12 protein-coding genes and 2 tRNA genes are annotated in these 16309 nt (G+C 61.8%); 10 read left to right on the top strand and 4 right to left on the bottom strand.

Translation table 11 applies throughout. The features are described from left to right. The first annotated feature begins 1 nt into the window (after position 1). The 10 genes from KCG88_RS20965 to KCG88_RS20920 all read left to right on the top strand — a co-directional run bounded on the left by KCG88_RS20965 (position 2) and on the right by KCG88_RS20920 (position 13019). Entirely contained in the window at positions 2-1429 is a 1428-nt protein-coding gene (locus KCG88_RS20965; protein WP_199521923.1) for an N-acetylmuramoyl-L-alanine amidase, read from the top strand. After that, positions 1426-3336 (top strand): DNA mismatch repair endonuclease MutL, encoded by a 1911-nt coding sequence (gene mutL, locus KCG88_RS20960; RefSeq protein WP_210713018.1) that lies wholly within the window; start codon positions 1426-1428, stop codon positions 3334-3336. Before KCG88_RS20965 ends, mutL begins: the two co-directional genes overlap by 4 nt. Continuing rightward, positions 3336-4307: a tRNA (adenosine(37)-N6)-dimethylallyltransferase MiaA gene (miaA, locus tag KCG88_RS20955; protein WP_210713017.1), complete on the top strand. Its 972-nt coding sequence runs from the start codon at positions 3336-3338 to the stop codon at positions 4305-4307. Before mutL ends, miaA begins: the two co-directional genes overlap by 1 nt. A 92-nt stretch (positions 4308-4399) precedes the next feature. Continuing rightward, entirely contained in the window at positions 4400-4660 is a 261-nt protein-coding gene (gene hfq, locus KCG88_RS20950; protein ID WP_007921378.1) for an RNA chaperone Hfq, read from the top strand. Between the two features lie 12 nt (positions 4661-4672). Beyond that, positions 4673-5974: a ribosome rescue GTPase HflX gene (hflX, locus tag KCG88_RS20945; RefSeq protein WP_011058939.1), complete on the top strand. Its 1302-nt coding sequence runs from the start codon at positions 4673-4675 to the stop codon at positions 5972-5974. A 96-nt stretch (positions 5975-6070) separates the two neighbouring features. Next, positions 6071-7249 carry an FtsH protease activity modulator HflK gene (gene hflK, locus KCG88_RS20940; protein ID WP_047283685.1) on the top strand — a complete coding sequence of 393 codons (1179 nt, stop codon included), beginning with the start codon at positions 6071-6073 and terminating at the stop codon, positions 7247-7249. Continuing rightward, entirely contained in the window at positions 7249-8118 is an 870-nt protein-coding gene (gene hflC / locus KCG88_RS20935; protein ID WP_016965257.1) for a protease modulator HflC, read from the top strand. The genes hflK and hflC overlap by 1 nt, the downstream gene beginning before the upstream one ends. A 292-nt stretch (positions 8119-8410) precedes the next feature. Continuing rightward, a complete protein-coding gene (locus KCG88_RS20930) occupies positions 8411-9598 on the top strand; it encodes an ATP phosphoribosyltransferase regulatory subunit (RefSeq protein WP_011058942.1) in 1188 nt (395 codons plus the stop codon). A 54-nt stretch (positions 9599-9652) separates the two neighbouring features. Further along, positions 9653-10945, top strand: coding sequence for an adenylosuccinate synthase (locus KCG88_RS20925; RefSeq protein ID WP_011058943.1), 1293 nt, complete (start codon positions 9653-9655; stop codon positions 10943-10945). A gap of 139 nt (positions 10946-11084) precedes the next feature. Beyond that, positions 11085-13019 (top strand): methyl-accepting chemotaxis protein, encoded by a 1935-nt coding sequence (locus KCG88_RS20920; protein ID WP_047335533.1) that lies wholly within the window; start codon positions 11085-11087, stop codon positions 13017-13019. A 57-nt stretch (positions 13020-13076) separates the two neighbouring features. On the opposite strand, the gene KCG88_RS20915 is transcribed toward KCG88_RS20920, so the two are convergent. The 4 genes from KCG88_RS20915 to KCG88_RS20900 all read right to left on the bottom strand — a co-directional run bounded on the left by KCG88_RS20915 (position 13077) and on the right by KCG88_RS20900 (position 16188). Continuing rightward, entirely contained in the window at positions 13077-14642 is a 1566-nt protein-coding gene (locus tag KCG88_RS20915) for an iron ABC transporter permease (RefSeq protein WP_210713016.1), read from the bottom strand. Continuing rightward, positions 14642-15667 carry an extracellular solute-binding protein gene (locus KCG88_RS20910; RefSeq protein ID WP_047283689.1) on the bottom strand — a complete coding sequence of 342 codons (1026 nt, stop codon included), beginning with the start codon at positions 15665-15667 and terminating at the stop codon, positions 14642-14644. Before KCG88_RS20910 ends, KCG88_RS20915 begins: the two co-directional genes overlap by 1 nt. 182 nt (positions 15668-15849) lie before the next feature. Continuing rightward, positions 15850-15936 (bottom strand) — tRNA-Leu (locus KCG88_RS20905). Positions 15937-16101: 165 nt separating this feature from the next. Then, positions 16102-16188: transfer RNA gene (locus KCG88_RS20900), tRNA-Leu, on the bottom strand. Positions 16189-16309: the final 121 nt, after the last annotated feature.

Raw genomic sequence — 16309 nt, 5'->3', positions numbered from 1 at the left:
GATGGGGTTAGGTATGCGCATTCGCGCGTTGGTTGCTGTCGTAGGACTGTTGCTTACGGCATTGGCCGTCGATGCTGTGGCCGCTACACAGGTTCGCAGCGTCCGCCTGTGGCGGGCACCGGATAACACGCGACTGGTATTCGACCTGTCCGGCCCGGTTCAGCACAGCGTCTTTACCCTGACGGCCCCGGATCGTCTGGTGATCGATATCAATGGTGCGACCCTTGGCGGTCCGCTGAACGTCGCCACGGCCAATACACCGATTACCGCCATGCGCTCGGCACAGCGCACGCCGAGTGATCTGCGGGTGGTCATCGACCTGAAAAAGGCCGTCACGCCGAAGAGTTTCACCCTGGCGCCCAACGCCCAGTACGGCAATCGTCTGGTGGTCGATCTGTTCGACAACCCGTCTGACGCCGCGCCGCCTGCTGCGCCGCCACCGACCGTGGCCACTGTCCCTGCGGTGCCTGTCACTCCGGCGGAGCCGGCGATCAAGCTGCCGCCAGCCCCGGCGGGCAAACGCGACATCATTGTGGTGATCGATGCCGGCCACGGCGGCGAAGACCCGGGTGCCTCCGGCTCCCGCGGGCAGCATGAAAAAGACGTGGTGCTGGCCATTGCTCGCGAATTACAGCGTCAGGTCAATGGCCTCAAGGGCTTCCGCGCCGAACTGACCCGTACCGGCGACTACTTCATTCCCTTGCGCGGTCGTACCGAGATCGCCCGCAAGAAAGGCGCCGACCTGTTCGTCTCGATCCACGCCGACGCTGCGCCTTCGGCTGCGGCCTTTGGCGCGTCGGTGTTTGCCTTGTCTGAACGTGGCGCCACGTCGGAAACCGCGCGCTGGCTGGCGGACAGCGAGAACCGTTCCGACCTGATCGGCGGGGCTGGTAACGTCAGCCTGGATGACAAGGACCGGATGCTGGCCGGGGTGCTGCTGGACCTGTCGATGACGGCGTCCCTGACCTCCAGTCTGAATGTCGGGCAGAAAGTCCTGAACAACATCGGCCGGGTTACTCCGTTGCACAAGCAGCGGGTGGAACAGGCCGGGTTCATGGTGCTCAAGTCCCCGGATATTCCGTCGATCCTGGTGGAAACCGGCTTTATCTCCAACTCCAACGAGGCCTCGAAGCTGGCCACCGCCAGCCATCAGCAGGCCTTGGCGCGCTCTATCAGCAGCGGCGTGCGGCAGTTCTTCCAGCAGAACCCGCCACCGGGCACCTATATTGCCTGGCTGCGCGATTCCGGGAAGATCGCCCAGGGGCCCCGTGATCACCGGGTCAATCCGGGGGAAACCCTGGCCATGATCGCCGTGCGCTATCAGGTCTCCGCGGCCACTCTGCGCAGTGCCAACAACCTGAAAAGCGATGAATTGAAAGTGGGGCAGGTGTTGACCATCCCCGGTACAGAACTGGCGGCCAAGGAATGAGTGAATCGGTAAACAGCAGCGCGCGCATCGAGCTGCTCAGCCCGCGCCTGGCCAACCAGATTGCCGCGGGCGAGGTGGTCGAGCGCCCGGCTTCGGTGATCAAGGAGCTGTTGGAAAACAGCCTGGACTCCGGCGCCAAGCGCATCGATGTGGATGTGGAGCAGGCCGGGGTCAAGCTGCTGCGGGTGCGTGACGACGGTAGCGGCATTTCTTCCGACGACTTGCCGCTGGCCCTGGCCCGGCACGCCACCAGCAAGATCCGCGATCTGGAAGACCTGGAGCGGGTGATGAGCCTGGGGTTCCGCGGCGAGGCCCTGGCTTCCATCAGCTCCGTGGCGCGCCTGACCCTCACGTCCCGTACCCGGGATGCCGAGCAGGCCTGGCAGGTGGAAACCGAAGGCCGGGACATGGCACCAAGGGTACAGCCGGCGGCGCACCCGGTAGGCACTTCGGTGGAAGTCCGCGACCTGTTCTTCAATACGCCGGCACGACGCAAGTTCCTCAAGGCGGAAAAGACCGAGTTCGATCACCTGCAGGAAGTGATCAAGCGCCTGGCCCTGGCGCGTTTCGACGTGGCCTTCCACTTGCGGCACAACGGCAAGAGCATCCTCAGCCTGCACGAGGCCAAGGACGACGCCGCTCGTGCCCGTCGTGTGGCGGCGGTGTGCGGTTCGGGCTTCCTGGAGCAGGCGTTGCCCATTGAAGTCGAGCGCAACGGCTTGCATCTGTGGGGCTGGGTGGGCTTGCCGACCTTTTCCCGCAGCCAGGCGGACCTGCAGTACTTCTACGTCAACGGTCGCGCAGTACGGGACAAGCTGGTGGCTCACGCGGTACGCCAGGCTTATCGCGATGTGCTGTTCAACGGTCGACACCCGACCTTTGTTCTGTTTTTCGAAGTCGACCCGTCGGTGGTCGACGTCAACGTGCACCCGACCAAGCACGAAGTGCGTTTCCGGGACGGGCGCATGGTGCACGACTTCCTTTATGGCACCTTGCACCGGGCCCTGGGTGATGTGCGGCCCGAGGATCAGTTGGCGGCGCCGGCGGCGGTCACCGGCATCGTGCGCCCGACAGGTATCGAGGCCGGTGAGTTCGGGCCTCAGGGTGAGATGCGCCTGGCCGCGAACCTGGCTCTGGAGCAGCCCCAATCCCAGCCGAGCTTCAATGCGCCTGGCGCGGGAGCCGGCAGTGGCTATCAATATCAGTACACGCCACGGCCGCAGCCAGGGTTACCGGCTGCCGAGAGCCAGGGCGTGTACCGCGAGTTCTTTGCCCCGTTGCCGGGCGCGCCGGCGGCGGCCTTGCCGGAAGGCCAGGAGGACATTCCGCCCTTAGGCTATGCCCTGGCCCAGCTCAAGGGGATCTACATCCTGGCGGAAAACGCCCTGGGGCTGGTGCTGGTGGACATGCATGCGGCTCACGAGCGGATCATGTACGAGCGCTTGAAGGTGGCCATGGCCAGCGAAGGCCTGAGCGGCCAGCCGCTGCTGGTGCCGGAGTCGATTGCCGTCAGCCAGCGTGAGGCCGATTGTGCTGAAGAGCACATGAGCTGGTTCCAGCGCCTGGGCTTCGAGCTGCAGCGCCTGGGCCCGGAATCCCTGGCGATCCGCCAGATCCCGGCATTGTTGAAGCAGGCGGAAGCCAATCGCCTGGTGCACGACGTACTGGCGGACCTGATGGAGTACGGCACCAGTGACCGGATCCAGGCCCACCTCAATGAGCTGCTCGGCACCATGGCCTGCCACGGCGCTATCCGCGCCAATCGACGCCTGGCCTTGCCGGAAATGAACGCCTTGCTGCGGGACATGGAAAACACCGAGCGCAGCGGCCAATGCAACCACGGTCGACCGACCTGGACCCAAATGGGCCTGGACGATCTGGACAAACTCTTTCTGCGCGGCCGTTGATGACTCAGCTTCCTCCAGCGATTTTCCTGATGGGCCCGACCGCTGCGGGCAAGACCGATCTGGCCATCGAGCTGACCAAGGTGCTGCCTTGCGAGCTGATCAGTGTCGACTCGGCGTTGGTCTACCGCGGCATGGACATCGGTACCGCGAAGCCTTCCAGGGAGCTGCTGGCGCAGTTTCCCCATCGCCTGATCGATATTCTCGACCCTGCCGAGAGCTACTCGGCGGCGGATTTCCGTACCGATGCGCTGGCGGCCATGGCCGATATCACCGCCCGGGGCAAGATCCCGCTGTTGGTGGGCGGCACCATGCTGTATTACAAGGCACTGCTTGAAGGCCTGGCGGACATGCCCGCGGCGGATCCGCAGGTGCGTGCCGAGCTGGAGGACGAGGCTGCACGCCTTGGCTGGCAGGCCCTGCACGATCAGCTGGCGGCGGTGGATCCCGAGTCGGCGGCGCGGATCCACCCCAATGATCCCCAGCGTCTGAGCCGGGCGCTTGAGGTCTATCGGGTCAGTGGCCTGACAATGACCGCCCTTCGCCAGCGTCAATTGGCGCAAAGTACTGAAGCAGGCGCATCGGGACGCATTCAATTGCCCTATACTGTCGCCAATCTGGCCATCGCTCCGGCGAGTCGCCAGGTACTGCACCAGCGTATTGCACAAAGATTCACACAAATGTTGGAACAGGGATTCATTGACGAGGTCGTAGCTCTGCGTTCCAGAAGTGACCTGCATGCCGGGTTGCCGTCTATACGTGCAGTGGGCTACCGCCAAGTCTGGGATCATCTGGATGGCAAGCTGACGTCAGCCGAAATGCAGGAGCGGGGCATCATTGCCACGCGCCAATTGGCGAAACGCCAGTTCACCTGGTTACGTAGTTGGGCTGACCTGCAATGGTTGGACAGCCTGGATTGCGACAATCTGCCACGCGCCTTGAAATACTTGGGGACGATCTCCATATTGAGCTGAGTCCTTGCAATTGCCGTCTATCCTTGGGGGTGTGACGGCTTTGGCCATCTGTTTTCTGATTTTTATTATTGATCCTTAAAGGAGTGCGGCACATGTCAAAAGGGCATTCGCTACAAGACCCTTACTTGAATACATTGCGTAAAGAGAAGGTTGGGGTTTCCATCTATCTGGTCAACGGGATCAAGCTGCAAGGTACGATCGAGTCTTTCGACCAGTTCGTCATCCTGCTGAAGAACACCGTCAGCCAAATGGTTTACAAGCACGCTATCTCGACAGTGGTTCCAGTTCGCCCGATTCGCCTGCCTAGCGCTTCCGAATCCGAACAGGGTGACGCTGAGCCAGGTAACGCCTGATAGGAGTCTCCTTTGTTCTTTGAGCGCCACGGTGGTGGTGAACGGGCCATTCTCGTTCACTTGGATGGTCAGGACCCTGAGGCGCGCGAAGATCCGCAGGAGTTTCAGGAGCTGGCATTATCGGCCGGCGCCGAGACCGTCGCGTTTGTTAGCGTGCCGCGTCATCGGCCAACCGCCAAATACCTGGTTGGCAGCGGCAAGGTCGAGGAATTGCGCGACCTGGTCAAAGCCGAACAGGTAGACCTGGTGATTTTCAATCACATCCTCACACCCAGTCAGGAACGTAACCTCGAACGTGTATTCGAGTGTCGCGTGATCGACCGCACGGGTCTGATTCTCGATATCTTCGCTCAGCGCGCGCGCACCCATGAAGGCAAGCTCCAGGTTGAACTGGCCCAGCTTGAGCACATGAGCACCCGTCTGGTTCGTGGCTGGACTCACCTTGAACGGCAGAAAGGCGGTATCGGTCTGCGCGGGCCTGGTGAAACCCAGCTGGAAACCGACCGGCGCCTGCTACGAGTGCGCCTGCGGCAGATCAAGGCGCGCCTGGAGAAGGTTCGCAGCCAGCGTGAGCAGGCCCGTCGTGGCCGCAAGCGTGCGGATATCCCTTCAGTGTCCCTGGTGGGCTACACCAACGCCGGCAAGTCCACGCTGTTCAATGCGGTGACTGCGTCCGATGTTTTCGCGGCCGACCAATTGTTCGCCACCCTCGACCCTACCCTGCGCCGGCTTGAGCTGGATGACCTGGGGCCGATTGTGCTGGCCGATACCGTGGGGTTCATCCGCCACCTACCGCACAAGTTGGTGGAGGCGTTTCGGGCTACCCTCGAAGAATCGAGCAACTCCGATTTGCTGCTGCATGTGATCGATGCCCATGAGCCCGAGCGCATGGCGCAGATCGAGCAGGTGATGGTGGTGCTGGGGGAGATCGGGGCTCAAGACTTGCCGATCCTGGAGGTCTATAACAAACTCGATTTGCTCGAGGGTGTGGAGCCACAGATCCAGCGCGACCCCGACGGCAAGCCGCAGCGGGTCTGGTTGTCGGCCCGTGATGGCCAGGGGCTGGATCTGCTTAAGCAGGCCATCGCCGAGCTGCTGGGTGAAGATTTGTTTGTGGGCACCTTGCGCTTGCCTCAGCGTTTTGCTCGACTGCGAGCACAGTTTTTCCAGTTGAACGCTGTGCAGAAAGAAGATCACGACGACGAAGGTGTCAGTTTGCTGGCCGTTCGCCTGCCGCGGGCCGAGTTGAACCGGCTGGTCAGTCGCGAAGGCATGCAGCCGTCGGAATTCATCGAGCAACACACTTTGCAATAAAAGCCTGGGCAAGCGGTTGTGCCGCTGTAGCAGGCATTCTGTAGCATTGGTCGGCGCGCCGTGGGTGCGTCTTTGCTTTATCAGATGGAGAGCGCTATGGCTTGGAATGAGCCGGGTGGCAACTCGAATAATCAGGACCCTTGGGGTGGTAAGCGCCGCAATAATGGCGATCGCAAGGGGCCACCAGATCTCGACGAGGCCTTCCGTAAGCTGCAGGAAAGCCTGAATGGGTTGTTCGGTGGTGGTAAGAAACGTGGTGATGACGGCGGTAGCTCCGGCAAGGGCGGTGGTTTCGGCCTGCTGGGTATCGGTCTTGTCGTGCTGGCGGCCGTGTGGCTGTACAGCGCGGTGTATGTAGTTGACGAACAGGAGCAGGCCGTAGTGCTGCGCTTCGGCAAATACTACGAAACCGTTGGCCCGGGTCTGAACATCTACTTCCCGCCGATCGATCGCAAGTACATGGAAAACGTCACGCGTGAGCGTGCCTATACCAAGCAGGGGCAGATGCTCACCGAGGACGAGAACATCGTCGAAGTGCCGCTGACCGTGCAGTACAAGATCAGCAACCTGCAGGATTTCGTGCTGAACGTCGATCAGCCGGAAATCAGCCTGCAGCATGCGACCGACAGCGCCCTGCGCCACGTGGTGGGTTCCACCGCCATGGACCAGGTGCTGACCGAAGGTCGTGAATTGATGGCCAGTGAGATCAAGGAGCGTCTGCAGCGTTTCCTCGACAACTACCGCACCGGTATCACCGTGACCCAGGTGAACGTACAGAGCGCAGCGGCACCGCGTGAAGTGCAGGAAGCCTTCGACGACGTGATCCGTGCCCGTGAAGATGAACAGCGTTCGCGCAACCAGGCTGAAACCTATGCCAACGGCGTCGTGCCGGAAGCCCGTGGTCAGGCCCAGCGTATCCTCGAGGATGCCAACGGTTATCGCGACGAAGTGGTATCCCGGGCCAAGGGTGAGGCCGATCGCTTCACCAAGCTGGTCGCCGAGTACCGCAAGGCTCCTGAGGTCACCCGTCAGCGCCTGTACCTGGACACCATGCAGGAAGTCTTCAGCAACACCAGCAAGGTGTTGGTGACTGGCAGCAAGGGTGGGCAGAACAACCTGCTCTACCTGCCGCTGGACAAAATGATCGACAGTGGTCGTAGCGGCGCAGCTCCTGTAACGGGCTCGGCTTCTGCGGCCAGCAATGAAGCGAATGCGCGCGCTGCGGCTGACCATATGCAGCAACAGCAGCAGACGCGTTCTAGGGAGAGTCGCTGATGAGCAATAAATCGCTGATCGCCCTGATCGTGGGCGTTGTCGTGGCGGTGGTTGCCTGGAACAGCTTCTACATCGTCGCTCAGACCGAGCGCGCGGTGTTGCTGCAGTTCGGTCGTGTGGTTCAGGCGGATGTCCAGCCTGGCCTGCATGTGAAAGTGCCCTATGTGAACCAGGTGCGTAAGTTCGACGCACGCCTGATGACCCTGGATGCACCGACGCAGCGCTTCCTGACCCTGGAAAAGAAAGCCGTGATGGTGGATGCCTACGCCAAGTGGCGAGTGAAGGACGCCGAGCGTTTCTACACCGCGACTTCCGGCCTCAAGCAGATTGCCGACGAGCGTCTTTCCCGTCGTCTGGAGTCGGGCCTGCGTGACCAGTTCGGTAAGCGCACCCTGCATGAAGTGGTTTCCGGTGAGCGTGACGCGCTGATGGCGGATATCACGGCTTCGCTGAACAAGATGGCGGAAAAGGAGCTGGGCATCGAAGTGGTCGATGTCCGGGTCAAGGCCATCGACCTGCCCAAGGAAGTGAACCGCAGCGTGTTCGAGCGCATGAGCACCGAGCGTGAGCGTGAGGCTCGCGAGCACCGGGCCAAGGGTAACGAGTTGGCGGAAGGCATCCGTGCCGACGCTGATCGTCAGCGTCGTGTGTTGCTGGCTGAAGCCTATCGCGAGTCTGAAGAAGTGCGCGGTGACGGTGATGCCCAGGCGGCGGCGATCTACGCCAAGGCCTACGGCCAGGACCAGGAGTTCTACGCGTTCTATCGTAGCCTGCGTGCCTACCGTGAAAGCTTCGCGAACAAATCCGACGTCATGGTTCTGGACCCAAGCAGCGACTTCTTCCACTACCTGGAAAAGTCCAAGCCTTGATCAGGCCCTGACCCTGGAGCACCCCGCCGGGCGGCTAAAACGCCTCGCGGGGTGATCCTTTGGGAAAACGGGTGTATGATGCGGCAGCCGGGAAATTCCCGGCTTTTTTGCGTCTGCATCTTTGATTGGCCGTGGCTCGTTCAAGAGCCCGGCAAGATTTTTCGAGGAAAATGGTCTGTACAGCTGATTCCTGGCTGCCTGTCCGGCTGAGCTCGCGTCGGATGCGACTGTTTTCTGCTTCACTCTAAGGCTGGCCCCAGGCTTGCCGCCCGGACCATAGGGGAATGGCGTAATGGCAACGGTAGACCGCTGGCTGCTGCCAGATGGCATCGAAGAAGTATTGCCGCCGGAAGCGGCGCGCATCGAAGTGGCGCGTCGTCAGGTGTTGGATCTGTTTCAGAGTTGGGGTTACGAGTTCGTCGTCACTCCCCATATCGAATACCTGGAATCCCTGTTGACAGGTGCAGGCCAGGATCTGGATCTGCGTACCTTCAAGGTCATCGACCCGCAGTCGGGCCGGCAGATGGGGTTTCGGGCCGACATCACGCCGCAGGTGGCGCGTATTGATGCCCACACCCTGCGCCGCGAAGGGCCGAGCCGCCTGTGCTACGCCGGCAGTGTGCTGCATGCGCAGCCGCGGGCCTTGTCGTCCTCGCGCAGCCCGATCCAGCTGGGGGCCGAGTTGTATGGCGATGCCAGCCCGAGCAGCGACGTTGAAGTCATCAGCCTGATGCTGGCCATGCTGCAACTGGCCGATGTGCCCGATGTGCACATGGATCTGGGGCACGTTGGCATCTACCGTGGCTTGGCCCAGGCCGCCGGCTTGTCCGGTGCTGTTGAGCAGCAACTGTTCGATGCCCTGCAACGCAAGGCGATCGACGAGGTCATCAGCCTGACCGAAGGCCTGCCGGCTGACCTGGCGGACATGCTGCGCTCCCTGGTGGACCTGTGCGGCAGCCGCGAAGTGCTGGGCGATGCCCGCCGTCGCCTGGCCGGTGCGCCGACGTCTGTGCTGCTGGCGCTGGATGAATTGCTGACCATTGCCGAGCGCCTGTCCGTGCGGTTCCCGGACTTGCCGCTGTATTTCGACCTTGGCGAGTTGCGCGGCTATCACTACCACACCGGTGTGGTGTTCGCGGTATTTGTCCCAGGCGTGGGCCAATCCATTGCCCAGGGCGGGCGCTACGATGACATCGGCGCGGACTTCGGGCGTGCCCGTCCCGCGACTGGTTTCTCCACCGATTTGAAAACCCTGGTGACCCTGGGGCGTGCTGAAGTCGAGCTACCGTCTGGCGGTATCTGGATGCCAGACAACACTGACGCGGCACTCTGGCAGACCGTCTGCCGCTTGCGCAGTGAGGGTCAGCGTGTGGTTCAGGCCTTGCCTGGGCAGCCTTTGGCCGCCGCCCGTGAAGCGGACTGCGACCGGCAATTGATTCAGCAGAATGGGCTTTGGCAAGTATTGCCGCTGGCTTCTTGAGTTTTCCTGCCGGCGGCTGCCGGCACCAAGTTTGCGCGAATGAGGACAAGTGTTATGGGTAAGAATGTCGTAGTCCTGGGCACCCAATGGGGTGATGAGGGCAAAGGCAAGATCGTTGATCTGCTGACCGAACATGCCGCCGCCGTAGTGCGCTACCAAGGTGGCCACAACGCTGGCCACACCCTGGTGATCGACGGTGAGAAGACCGTCCTGCACCTGATTCCGTCCGGTGTGCTGCGCGAAGGCGTGCAGTGCCTGATCGGTAACGGCGTAGTGGTGGCTCCAGATGCCTTGATGCGTGAAATCGTCAAGCTGGAAGAGAAGGGTGTGCCGGTGCGCGAGCGCCTGCGTATCAGCCCGTCCTGCCCGCTGATCCTGTCCTATCACGTGGCCCTGGACCAGGCCCGCGAGAAGGCCCGTGGTGAGCAGAAGATCGGTACCACCGGCCGTGGCATCGGCCCGGCTTACGAAGACAAGGTTGCACGTCGTGGCCTGCGCATCGGCGACCTGTTCCACCGTGAGCGTTTCGCCGCCAAGCTGGGCGAGCTGCTGGACTACCACAACTTCGTCCTGGTGAATTACTACAAAGAGCCGGCCATCGACTTCCAGAAGACCCTGGACGAGTGCATGGAATACGCCGAACTGCTCAAGCCGATGATGCTCGACGTGACTGCCGAGCTGCACCAGCTGCGCCGCGCCGGCAAGGACATCATGTTCGAAGGCGCCCAGGGTTCGCTGCTGGACATCGATCACGGCACCTACCCCTACGTCACCAGCTCCAACACTACAGCCGGCGGTATTGCCACCGGTTCGGGCGTGGGTCCGATGTACCTGGACTACATCCTGGGCATCACCAAGGCCTATACCACTCGCGTGGGCTCGGGTCCGTTCCCGACCGAGCTGTTTGATGATATCGGCGCTTTCCTGGCCAAGCGTGGTCATGAGTTCGGTGCCACCACCGGCCGCGCTCGTCGCTGCGGCTGGTTCGATGCCGTGATCCTGCGTCGCGCCATCGACGTCAACAGCATCTCGGGCCTGTGCCTGACCAAGCTGGACGTTCTGGACGGCCTGGAAACCATCAATATCTGTGTCGGCTACAAGAACCAGGATGGTGCAGTCATCGACGCGCCAACCGACGCCGACAGCTACATCGGCCTGGAGCCGGTGTACGAGCAGATGCCGGGCTGGAGCGAGTCGACCCTGGGTGCCAAGACCCTGGAAGAGCTGCCTGCCGCCGCCCAGGCCTACATCAAGCGCATCGAAGAGTTGGTCGGCGCGCCGATCGACATTATTTCGACAGGCCCGGACCGCAACGAAACCATCGTTCTGCGTCATCCGTTCGCTTGATAAGTCGTTGATGTAAAAAACAAAGGGCCCTTAATCGGGCCCTTTGTCGTTTCTGCCTGCCACGCGGCACGACCCTTGCTGTGAAATCCACTTCTAGAGTGCCATCAGAATAATGGCGTCAAAAGTAGAGGGATTTCCTGTGTCGGCCGTTCTCTCACTGTTACAAAGCCGTTTATTGCGGCCTGTGTTCGTTACTCTCGGTATCGCCCTTTTGGTGCAGGTGGTGCTCGCTGTCGCCCTGACTCGGAGCACGGTGACTGCCCTGGAGGCTGATCTGGCTTCGCGTTTGGGGGTCGATAGCCAGAAGTTGTCTGGCGAACTCGAGCAGGCAGGCAAGGAAGTCACTTCCAGCCTGGAGAGCCTGTCCAGCAGCACCCGTCAGCGTCTTACCGCCGGCCTGTCTTCGCGTCTCAAGGAAGAACAGGTGCAACTGCGTGCGGCGCTGGAGAAGGACCTGAAGGACTCTGCCAATGACATGGCCCAGTTGCTGGCCTCCGTGGCGCCTCGCGCCATGTGGGACAGTGATGTGCCGACCTTGTCCGAGTTCGCCCGACGGGCTCAGCGCAACCCCAATGTGTTGTTCGTGGTTTATGACGATGCGGCGGGAGAGCACCTGACTCGCTACCTGAATCGTGAAAACCCGATCAACAAGGCGCTGCTGGAAAAGGGCAAGGGCGACCGGGCGCTGGACAAGGTCCTGGATGCAGCGAAGAACGATCCTTCGGTGTACTACCTTGAAGCCTCGATCAATCCCAATGGCGTGGAAATCGGCAAGGTGCTGATGGGGGTCTCCACCGCGTCGGTGGAGGCCGATATCGCTGCCCTGGATCAGCGCTTCAGTGCCTTGATTGCCAGCAGCGATCAATTGGTTGGTGACAGCCTCAAGGGGGCTTCTGCCGACAGCTCGGCGGCCATGCGCTCGCGCTTGCAATCGGCCCAGGGGACGGCGGCACAGATGCAGGCCAATACCGCCAGCACGGTGCAGGAGGCGGCGGCCACGTTGCGCTGGCAGATCGGCGTCGGCCTGGCACTGGTTGGCTTGGCCCTGCTGCTGTTGCTGGCAGTGGTGCTGGGGCGTCGCGTGGTGAGCAAGCTGCATCTGCTGATCGCTGCGCTCAATGACCTGGCAGCGGGCGAAGGTGATCTGACCAAGCGTGTGCCGCTCAACAGCAATGATGAGATTGGCGACATGGCCTCGGCGGTGAATCGCTTTGTGGATAAGTTGCAGCCCATCGTTCGGGAAGCGGGGGATGTGGCCCAGCGCACAGGTGTCGAGATCGGCGCCATGAGCCAGCGTAATGCCGGGGCTGATGCCGCAGCCGAAGCGCAGCGTGATGAGGTGGCAGAGAGCCTGCGGGCGTTGTCGCAGATGGCCGATGAAGCTCAGGCGGAAAGCCAGGCGATGCAGGCTGCACTGCAGCAGGTGGTGGAGATTCGTCAGGCGACGGACGAGACTACCCGTACTTCCGAGCAGGTCGGCAGCCTGATCGAGGCGCTGGCGGGGCAAGTGGATACCGGGGCCAAGGTGATCGAGCGCCTGGCCCAGCAGAGCGAGCAGATCGAGGTGGTGTTGACGGTGATCCATGGCATTGCCGAACAGACCAATCTGCTGGCGCTGAATGCGGCGATCGAAGCGGCGCGCGCTGGCGAGACCGGGCGCGGATTTGCCGTGGTGGCGGATGAGGTGCGGGCCCTGGCCAGTAAGACGCAAAGCTCCACTGGCGATATCCAGGCCCATATCGGTGCCCTGCAGCAGGGGGCGCGGGAGGCCGTAGCGGCTATCGGTCAGGCCGGGCGTCAGGCCAGCGAGGGCTTGCTGGTGCTGCGCGACAGTGCTCGCCTGCAACAATCGGTGCAGTCTTCGGTAGAGCAGGTGCACGCCGCGATTGGCCTGGCGACCCAGGCCGCGGCCCATCAGGCGCGGGGGGCGCAGGCGGTGCGTGGGCGGGTGGAGACCATCCATGCCCAGGCCGAGCGGGCGGCTCAGGCCGTGGTAGAAACCACCGCCAGCGGCAAGGTACTGGACAGCCTGGCGGCGCAGCTCAAGGCCAGCCTCGGTCAGTTCCGCGCCTGATGCCTGGCCGGCAAGCTGGCTCCTGCCGCCTTACTGCAGGAGCCGGCTTGCTACCTCTCAGCGACTCAAATACATCCGTGTTGTCAGCAGATAGACCGGTAGCCCTGACACCAGTATCAATAGCGCCGCATAAGGTGCCGCCGCTGCAAACTCCACATTCGCCGTATGCGCCCACACTTCTGTGGCCAGGGTGTTGAGCCCGGTTGGGCTGAGCAGCAGGGTCGCTGTCAGTTCCTTCATCGCATCCAGAAAGACCAGGGCGAAAGCCGCGCCCAGCGCCGGGAAGATGATTGGCAGGGTCACACGGCAAAAGGCGCTGAACGACGATGCGCCGAGGGTTCTTGCTGCTTCTTCCAATTGTGGCGCGGCCTTGTTCAGTGCGGTGCGGATCGGCGCCTGGGCCAGGGGCAGGAACAGCAGGGCATAGGCAATCAGCAGCAGCGCCGAGGTCTGGTACAGCACTGGCACATAGTGCAGCGCGAAATACACCAGGGTCAGGGCGATCACCAGCCCTGGCAGGGCATGCAGCAGATAGGGCAGGCGCTCTGCCCAGATGGCCAGGCGCCCCTTGTAGCGCACCACCAGCAGGCCTACCGGGACTGCCAGCACCAGGCACAGGCCGGCGCCGCCCAGGGACAGGGCCAGCGAAGACAGCAGTGCTTCGCTGATTGCCGCGACGGGGAAGGCTGCCGATGAACCGACGGCCAGCCAGTAGGCAAGCATGCCCAGGGGTACACCGCTGCCGATCAGCGCCAGGATCAGGCAGTAAAGCTGTCCGCCGATGCTCCAGCGCCCCAGGCGTAGCTGTTCGGCGTGCCTGGCGGCGCCCTGGCCGGTGCGTACATGGCGGCCCTTGCCGCGCACGCGCAGTTCCAGCCCCAGCAGCAGCAGGCACAGCGCCAACAACACGGCCGACAGCATGGCGGCGTTGGCATTGCTGAACTCCAGCTCGAATTGCTGGTAGATGGCGGTGGTGAAGGTCTGCAGGCCGATGATCGACAGGGCACCGAATTCCACCAGCATATGCAGGGCAATCAGCAGCGAGCCGGCCAGCAATGAAGGCCAGAGCAAGGGCAAGGTGATCTTGAAGAACACGCCCCAGCGATTTTGCCCCAGGGTCCGCGCCGATTCCTCCAGGGAGGGGTCGAGATTGCGCAGGGTGGCCGCCACCGGCAGGAACACCAGCGGGTATTTGGACAGGGTCATCACCAGGATCGCGCCGCCCAGCCCTTCGAACCCGGCGCTCAGGGACACCCAAGTGAAGCTGCTGACAAAGGCCGGTACGGCGAAGGGCAGGCACAGCACCACACCCCAGATCCGCCTTCCCGGCAAATCACTGCGTTCCAGCAGCCAGGCCAGGGACAGGCCAAGCGCGGCGCAGGCAAGGGTCACCCCGAGCATCAGCAGTAGGGTATTGCTCAGCAGGCGCAACACATAGGGGCGCCACAGCAGGTGCAGGGCTTCGGCCCAGCCGGCCTGCCAGGCCTTGAGGCCGACATACAGCAGCGGCAACAGGCTCAGGCAGACCAGTAGCAGGACCGGCAGCAGTAGCCAGATCGAAGGCCGCTTGCGCCTCGGCACAAAGGTGGCGCGCAAGGCGGAAGCGGATGGCGATGGGTTCATCAGTTCAGGCCGACGTCACGTTCCAGGTCCAGGGCTTCCTCGGCATTGCCGAGATCGGCTGGGGTCACCTTCGGGGCTTCCAGTTCATTGAAGGGCTTGAGTCCGCGATCGGACTGCATGCCTTTATGCAGTGGGTACTCGGCCGTGGTCTGGGTGATCACCCGCTGGCCTTCTTCGCTGGCCATGTAGGCCAGAAGCTGCTGGGCTTCTTTCGGATGTTTGCTGGACTTGAGTACGGCGGCGCTGGACACGGTGATCAGGCCGCCGACGTCGCCGCCGGTGAAGTAGTGCAGTTTCGAGTCGAGCTGGCCTTTTTCCCGTTGCAGGGCAAACCAGTAGTAGTTGTTCACCAGGACCGTGGCCACTTCGCCGTTTTCCACGGCTTTGAGGGCCACCATGTTGTTGCTGTAGACCTTGCCGAAAGCCCGCAGGCCGGTCAGCCATTCTTCGGCTGCATCCCTGCCGTGCATCTTGATGATGGCCACGGCCTGTTCCTGGAAGGCGCCGCTGGTGGGCACGAAGCCAACCTTGCCTTGCCACTGCGGCTGGGAGAATTCCATCACCGACTTGGGCAGGTCTTTTTCGTCGATCAGTTTCGGGTTGAAGGCGACGACCCGTACGCGCGCGGTGACACCGATCCAGGTGCCGTTGCCCGCAACATATTCCTTGGGCAGCACGGCCAGGGTCGTGGCGTCGGTCTGGGCCAGCAGGCCCTGCTCGCCGAGTTTGTTCAGGGGAGGGGATTCTTCGGTGTAGATCACATCAGCGGGGGAGCGATCGCCTTCTTCGACAACCTGGCTGGCCAGTTGATTGCTGCTGCCCTTGCGGACATTCACATGGATGCCGGTTTTGGCTTCGAAAGCCTTGGCTAGCGCATCGCCGACTTCCTTGTGCTGACCGTTGTACAGGGTCAGGGAAACCGGATCGGCTGCCTGGGTGAGGGGGGATGCCAGGGTTAGCCCCAGCAAAGTGATGGTCAAGCCACGCAGAAGGGATGTTGGAAGGAGGGTATTTCTGAACATCATTCGCAGGTTTCCTCACTGTAGTGCCGCAAAAACTTGTAACAATCATAAACGATATCGTTTCTCATGTGCGCTTTGCGGGTGCGGAGGAAGGCAATGGTGCGAAATATCAGAAGGCAGAAACGCAAAAACCCGCTTTCGCGGGTTTTTGTGAGACTTGAAAGCGATGCTCTCAAGTTTTGAATTGGTGCCCAGAAGAAGACTCGAACTTCCACGACCTTGCGGTCACCAGCACCTGAAGCTGGCGTGTCTACCAATTTCACCATCTGGGCAGTATCGACGTCTTCGCCGTGTCGATGGAGCGCACTATACGGACAGCGTTTTGATCTGTAAACCCCTGTTTTGGTTTTATTAAATCAAACACTTAGAATGCAAAAACCCGCTTTCGCGGGTTTTTGTTCGAGCCTTGAAACTGATCTAATCTCAAGCTCTTGAATTGGTGCCCAGAAGAAGACTCGAACTTCCACGGCCTTGCGGCCACCAGCACCTGAAGCTGGCGTGTCTACCAATTTCACCATCTGGGCAGTATCGCTGACGTCTCCGTCGTCGATGGCGCGCACTATACGGAGGCTCTTTTAAGCTGTAAACCCCAGATTTCAAAAAAGTTTGAAAAAAGTCTCCGGCGGTATGCGTGACGATGTTTCT

The sequence above is a fragment of the Pseudomonas sp. MWU349 genome (assembly GCF_017947325.1).
Taxonomy (GTDB): Bacteria; Pseudomonadota; Gammaproteobacteria; order Pseudomonadales; family Pseudomonadaceae; genus Aquipseudomonas; species Aquipseudomonas protegens.
The sequence above is the reverse complement of the archived record's forward strand: the minus strand, read 5'-3'. Positions and strand labels throughout refer to the sequence as shown.

Excerpts from the sequence above, each read along its gene's own strand:
- KCG88_RS20965 (WP_199521923.1), top strand. The coding sequence starts at position 2 with ATGGGGTTAGGTATGCGCATTCGCGCGTTGGTTGCTGTCGTAGGACTG.
- mutL (WP_210713018.1), top strand. The coding sequence starts at position 1,426 with ATGAGTGAATCGGTAAACAGCAGCGCGCGCATCGAGCTGCTCAGCCCG.
- miaA (WP_210713017.1), top strand. The coding sequence starts at position 3,336 with ATGACTCAGCTTCCTCCAGCGATTTTCCTGATGGGCCCGACCGCTGCG.
- hfq (WP_007921378.1), top strand. The coding sequence starts at position 4,400 with ATGTCAAAAGGGCATTCGCTACAAGACCCTTACTTGAATACATTGCGT.
- hflK (WP_047283685.1), top strand. The coding sequence starts at position 6,071 with ATGGCTTGGAATGAGCCGGGTGGCAACTCGAATAATCAGGACCCTTGG.
- hflC (WP_016965257.1), top strand. The coding sequence starts at position 7,249 with ATGAGCAATAAATCGCTGATCGCCCTGATCGTGGGCGTTGTCGTGGCG.
- KCG88_RS20930 (WP_011058942.1), top strand. The coding sequence starts at position 8,411 with ATGGCAACGGTAGACCGCTGGCTGCTGCCAGATGGCATCGAAGAAGTA.
- KCG88_RS20925 (WP_011058943.1), top strand. The coding sequence starts at position 9,653 with ATGGGTAAGAATGTCGTAGTCCTGGGCACCCAATGGGGTGATGAGGGC.
- KCG88_RS20915 (WP_210713016.1), bottom strand. The coding sequence starts at position 14,642 with ATGAACCCATCGCCATCCGCTTCCGCCTTGCGCGCCACCTTTGTGCCG.
- KCG88_RS20910 (WP_047283689.1), bottom strand. The coding sequence starts at position 15,667 with ATGATGTTCAGAAATACCCTCCTTCCAACATCCCTTCTGCGTGGCTTG.